Annotated in this window: 5 protein-coding genes and 1 pseudogene; 1 reads left to right on the forward strand and 5 read right to left on the reverse strand. The window is 68.0% G+C overall.

What is annotated here, in order from left to right; genetic code table 11:
- The 4 genes and pseudogenes from ABEA30_RS04510 to ABEA30_RS04525 all read right to left on the reverse strand — a co-directional run.
- Window positions 1-293 (reverse strand): annotated as a pseudogene (locus tag ABEA30_RS04510) (hypothetical protein); the annotation flags it as partial.
- Window positions 294-706: 413 nt separating this feature from the next.
- The gene (locus ABEA30_RS04515; protein WP_345579623.1) at window positions 707-1333 is read right to left on the reverse strand and encodes a hypothetical protein; all 627 of its coding nucleotides are present in this window, start codon (window positions 1331-1333) and stop codon (window positions 707-709) included.
- A 128-nt stretch (window positions 1334-1461) separates the two neighbouring features.
- Window positions 1462-1713 carry a hypothetical protein gene (locus ABEA30_RS04520; RefSeq protein ID WP_345579626.1) on the reverse strand — a complete coding sequence of 84 codons (252 nt, stop codon included), beginning with the start codon at window positions 1711-1713 and terminating at the stop codon, window positions 1462-1464.
- A 271-nt stretch (window positions 1714-1984) separates the two neighbouring features.
- Window positions 1985-3037 (reverse strand): hypothetical protein, encoded by a 1053-nt coding sequence (locus ABEA30_RS04525; protein WP_345579629.1) that lies wholly within the window; start codon window positions 3035-3037, stop codon window positions 1985-1987.
- Window positions 3038-3163: 126 nt separating this feature from the next.
- On the opposite strand from ABEA30_RS04525, the gene ABEA30_RS04530 reads away from it, so the two are divergent.
- On the forward strand, window positions 3164-3532 hold the full coding sequence (locus ABEA30_RS04530; protein ID WP_345579632.1) for a hypothetical protein: 369 nt from the start codon (window positions 3164-3166) through the stop codon (window positions 3530-3532).
- On the opposite strand, the gene ABEA30_RS04535 is transcribed toward ABEA30_RS04530, so the two are convergent.
- Window positions 3499-4395 (reverse strand): ribokinase, encoded by an 897-nt coding sequence (locus tag ABEA30_RS04535; RefSeq protein ID WP_345579635.1) that lies wholly within the window; start codon window positions 4393-4395, stop codon window positions 3499-3501. The genes ABEA30_RS04530 and ABEA30_RS04535 overlap by 34 nt on opposite strands.
- Window positions 4396-4625: the final 230 nt, after the last annotated feature.

Genomic DNA, 4625 nt, shown 5'->3' on the forward strand with positions numbered 1-4625 from the left:
GTCAGCACAGTGCCGTCACCCATGTCCCACTCCACACGATCCACCTCGGCCCGCAACGTCACCGTCACACCGGAGCCCGAATCCGACGCCGTCACCGGGCCCCATTGCTTCTCCGAGGGCGACTCCGCCCACATCCAGTTCTGCCACCCCACGAAGCTCAACCGCACGTCATTGTCGCCACGCGGGAACATCCCCAACTCAACCGCCTCCAAATCCAGCCGCGCCAACAACCGCAACGCCACCTCCCGCGGATCCACCTCCACCACACCCGGCGCAACCGGCAACCACCTCATTACGGTGAGTGACGCATCCGGAACGAGTTCCCCTCCCGGCCTCGTGCAGATGTAGATGGAGCCCTCCGTCCGCATCTCCCATATGGGGTCTGACTTTGGAGGTTGCGGTTCAGCCCTTCTGCACCATGAGGATGCAAAAGAACTCCACACCCCCAATGGCGTCACACACTCGATCGCACGGCCTTGCCACATGCACTGTCGCGGACCTGCACCCGCTTCTTTGCTCGGTGAGCTGGGAACCGCTCGAGGGCCTCTGCCCGGTTCCGTGGCACTGTCGTCACCAAAGCGCAGCACGCAGACCCCGGCCCGGCGGTCGTACTCGTGGCCGACAGCACACGTGGGCAGAGGCGACTCCGCGTAAGCCTCATGGGCGCCCAGGATGAGAATCGTCAGGAGGGCGGCTGCGAACCGATTCAGCATTCTTCGTCCGAGGAGGTGATTCCCTCTACGCGCCACACGTCGTCCAGTCCCTGCCGCATGTAGGCGACTTCCTCGAAGCGACCGCTGCGAGCCACGAGATCACCGGTGGCTACGTCGCGGACCTGGAGTTGATTGAGGTCGAGGCAGTACTCAATGGTGGCCGTGCTGGTCCCATCAGGCTCATCTGTGGGAGGGCCCACTGCTAGGTCGTGGAAGGCGACGCCCCCTACTAGTTCGAGGCCGTTCTCGCGAAACCCTGCAATACGGTCAAGGATCACGACTGATTCATGCCCAGTTGTGACGTACTGCGTCTCCGTGAAATCCGAGTACTCATTTGGTGCCATCGCGAACTTCTCGTACACCCGCTGGTACTCCTGCCAACCCGCAACGATGGCCGCCGACTCGGGATCCTCCGTCGGCAGCACCCCGGGATACGACTCGAACGCCGTGGGCGAGGGGCTCGGACTCGGCGTCGGCGACACCCTCGGCGACTCGCGCACCGACGGAGACACGCTCGGGGACACCGTCGTCGACACCTCCGGCCCAGGCGACTCCACCGCCTCAGCCGTACACCCCACAAGAAGACCAACAACAGCAACGACGACGAACGACAGCCTCACCAGCACTCCGATCAACGAACCCGCCCCCAACTAAACAACGCGCCGGGGTCACGCCCCGCGCCGCGAGCGGGCCTGTGGACAACCACGTCAAGCCGACGCCACCCCACCCGCGGGCGGCGCCGTCGAACTCAGAACGGACGCATCCCCGTCATTGACGCGTACCCGCGCTCCCGGGCCTCGCGGTCCAGGTGCTCCTGGTTCTCCAGCCGCTCGTCCTCAGGGCTGTGTTCCTCCTCGATCCGGTGGAACCGCATGCTCCACAACAGCATCCACAGACCCGTCCGCATGGCTATGCGGTCTGCCAGGCCCAACCGTCGGGTAGCGCTCCGGATGATCTGCTGTTCCATCTGGGGCAGCCGTTCGATGTGCAGAGTGTTCATCTGTTGTTTCCATTTCTTTCGGGCATGCCGAACGACGCCCACGCGGGCGTCGGTCATTGCGTCGATCACAGGCCATCAGGCGGCGCAGCGCCGCGGGACACAACCCTCATGGAGGGTTCAGAAACAGGGAACGCGCGGGGCGTTCAGATGATCAGGCAGCGAGCCGCTTCCAAGGGGCACCCCCACTGCCTAGCCTCGAGGTCTATCGACCGAGCCCATCTAAGCAAGCCGTCGGCTCACCACAAACCCGGCAGGAAAACGTGTGGAAAACTCACGGCGAATAGCGGTACGCGGCGGCATCCAGCCCCCACATGACGGAGACGACGGTGAGCGTCAGCGCCACGGGCACCATCACCCAAGCCGAGCATCTGGCGAACAACCTGGCCAGCGGCAGCCACATCACGAACCACGGCATCAGCATCCGCGCCTTCGAGTGGTAGTCCTCCTGCTGCATCAGCACCAGCACCAGCCCGAGCAGCAGCAGCATGACGGCCAGCCAGTGCTCCCTCATGTAGATCATCACGAGCAGCAGCACCACAGCCAACGCGATCGCGATCGCCGGCGTGATCAGCCCGGTGAACGACGTGCCCTCATAGCCGGGCGTGAGCACGTTCCACGTCTTCACCAAGTTGGGCCACGGGGAACCGGCCACGCTGTTCCAGTCGCGCCGGATGTCCAGGTAGCCGGTGATGGAGCCCGTCCGGTACGCCACGTACAGCCAGAACAGCGCGAACCCCGCCGAGCCGAGGGCAGCCGCGCCCAACCGCTCGAGGCACAGCCGGGCGCGCCAGCCGCGCTGCCCACGGTTGCCGACGACACCGGCCAGCCACCACAGCCACAACACCCCGATGTACACCAGCGCCGACGCCTGCGTCAGGCCCGCCAGCAGGCCCATGAAACCGGCCAGCCACCGCCGACGGGTCAGCATCGCCCACAGCCCCCACGCGACGAACGCCGTGAACCACCCCTCGGCGTATCCCATCACCTGGACGTGCGAGCGCGGCGCCACCGCCCAGCAGAACGCCAGCCAGAATCCGACGGCGGCGGACCCGAGCTCCGCGCCCACCCGGTGGATGCCGACCACCGCCACCACGGACCCCAGCCACGCCATGACCAGCACCGCCCAGGCAGACGGCACGCCCAGTGCCATCGGGATGCGCGCCAGGCCGGGCAGCAGCGGGAAGAACGCGAGGTTGCTCCGACTCGCCACCCCGTAGCCCTCGTCGACCACCGTGAGATACCACCCGGCGTCGAACGCCGTCAGCTTCGCCAACGGGAAGGAGCCCACCACCACGGCGAGGGTGGCCAGGAACAACCCCTTCACGGTCAGATAAGCCCCCACACTCCCCACCGCTGATCTCCACACGCCCAGCACCCTACCCGCCGGCGCCGACGACAATGCGGCCGACGGTGGCCTAGGCTGGCCCCAACCTTGGGGAGGTGCACCACCGTGGGACGTCGACACCGGTTCGCGCTATTCGTCCTTGCCGTCGGCGTGCTCGAGGCGATCACCATCCCCGTCGTCGCCTCTGGCGGATCGCCCAACCTGTCGTCGGCCCTCTCCGGCTCCGTGGTGGCCGCGGGTGCCGCGGCCCTCTGGCTGACCAGGATGAGCTGGCCCACCGCGACCGCCCTCACGTGGCTGTGGCTGTCGGCCGCAGTGGCGTACCTGTTGTTCACCGGCGAGCCGCGGCCGAGCCTCATCCTCGTCCCTGCCGCCCTCTGGTTCGGGGCGCTCTGGGCGGCGCGGCTCCTCATTCCCGCGGGCGTGGTCAGCCACTTTGTTCAGGGGGCCGGCACCTCGTCGCGCCGCGGGTAGGACGCCTGGGCCCCCCGTCGGGTCACCGACACCCCAGCCACCTGCACCGCAAACCTCGCAGCCTCGACCAAGCCCGCTCCCTCGGCGAGCCGCACCGCCAACGCGCCGACGAACGCGTCGCCCGCGCCGGTCGAATCCACCGCCTCCACGACGGCGGCCGGCACGTGCACCGGTTCGCCGTCCGACTCGGCCACCCACGCGCCCGCCGACCCCAGGGTCACGACGACCGACCGGGCGCCGCGCGCCAGCAACCCCCGCGCCAACGCCGCACCGTCGTCGGACTCCTGCCCCAGCAGGAACGCGGCCTCCGACTCGTTGACGATCAACGGGTCGCACTCCTCCAACAGCTGGTCCGGGAGTTCGCGGGCGGGTGCCGCGTTGAGCACGAACCGGGCCTGCGGCGCATGCCACACGGCCTCCACCACCGACTCCAGCGCGATCTCCAGCTGCGCCACCACGACGGCGGCCCCGGCCAACAGCCCAGCCCGGGTCGCCACGAACTCCGGCGTCACCGACCGGTTCGCACCCGGCGCCACGATGATCGAGTTCTCCCCATCAGGGGTCAGCATGATGATCGCCACGCCCGTCGGCGCCGACATCCGCGACAGCCCTGCCAGTTCCACCCCCGCACCGGCCAGCGACCCGATGAGCAGGTCGCCCGACGAGTCTGTGCCCACGCACCCGAGGAACGCCACCGCCCCACCCACCAGCCCGGCCGCCACCGCCTGGTTGGCGCCCTTGCCGCCCGGGGTGAACACCAGGTCCGAGCCGAGGATCGTCTCGCCGCCGACAGGTCGGTGGTCGATCTCGACGACATGGTCGACGTTCGCCGACCCCACCACCACCACGTTGGCACCACCCACGGCCAGTCACCCCTCACGCTCAGCCGCACCGTTGCGACGCGTCAACAGTAACGGTCCCAGCCTTCGCCCAGAGCGGAACCCCGTGGCAATTGACCGCAACCCAGCCGATGCTCGGCATCCCGACCTAGGCTCGACACATCACCTCCTGAGAAGGGTTTCCCGGCTCTTCGTACCTGAGCGTGGGGTGAGCGGGGATCCGATGGCGGGCGTGTCGGCGGGGTGAAGGGGGT

The sequence above is a fragment of the Tessaracoccus lubricantis genome, from assembly GCF_039544535.1.
Classification (GTDB): Bacteria; Actinomycetota; Actinomycetes; order Propionibacteriales; family Propionibacteriaceae; genus Arachnia; species Arachnia lubricantis.

What these genes read in the sequence shown, in the direction of transcription:
- ABEA30_RS04520 (WP_345579626.1), bottom strand. Translation starts at nt 1,713, where the DNA reads ATGAACACTCTGCACATCGAACGGCTGCCCCAGATGGAACAGCAGATC.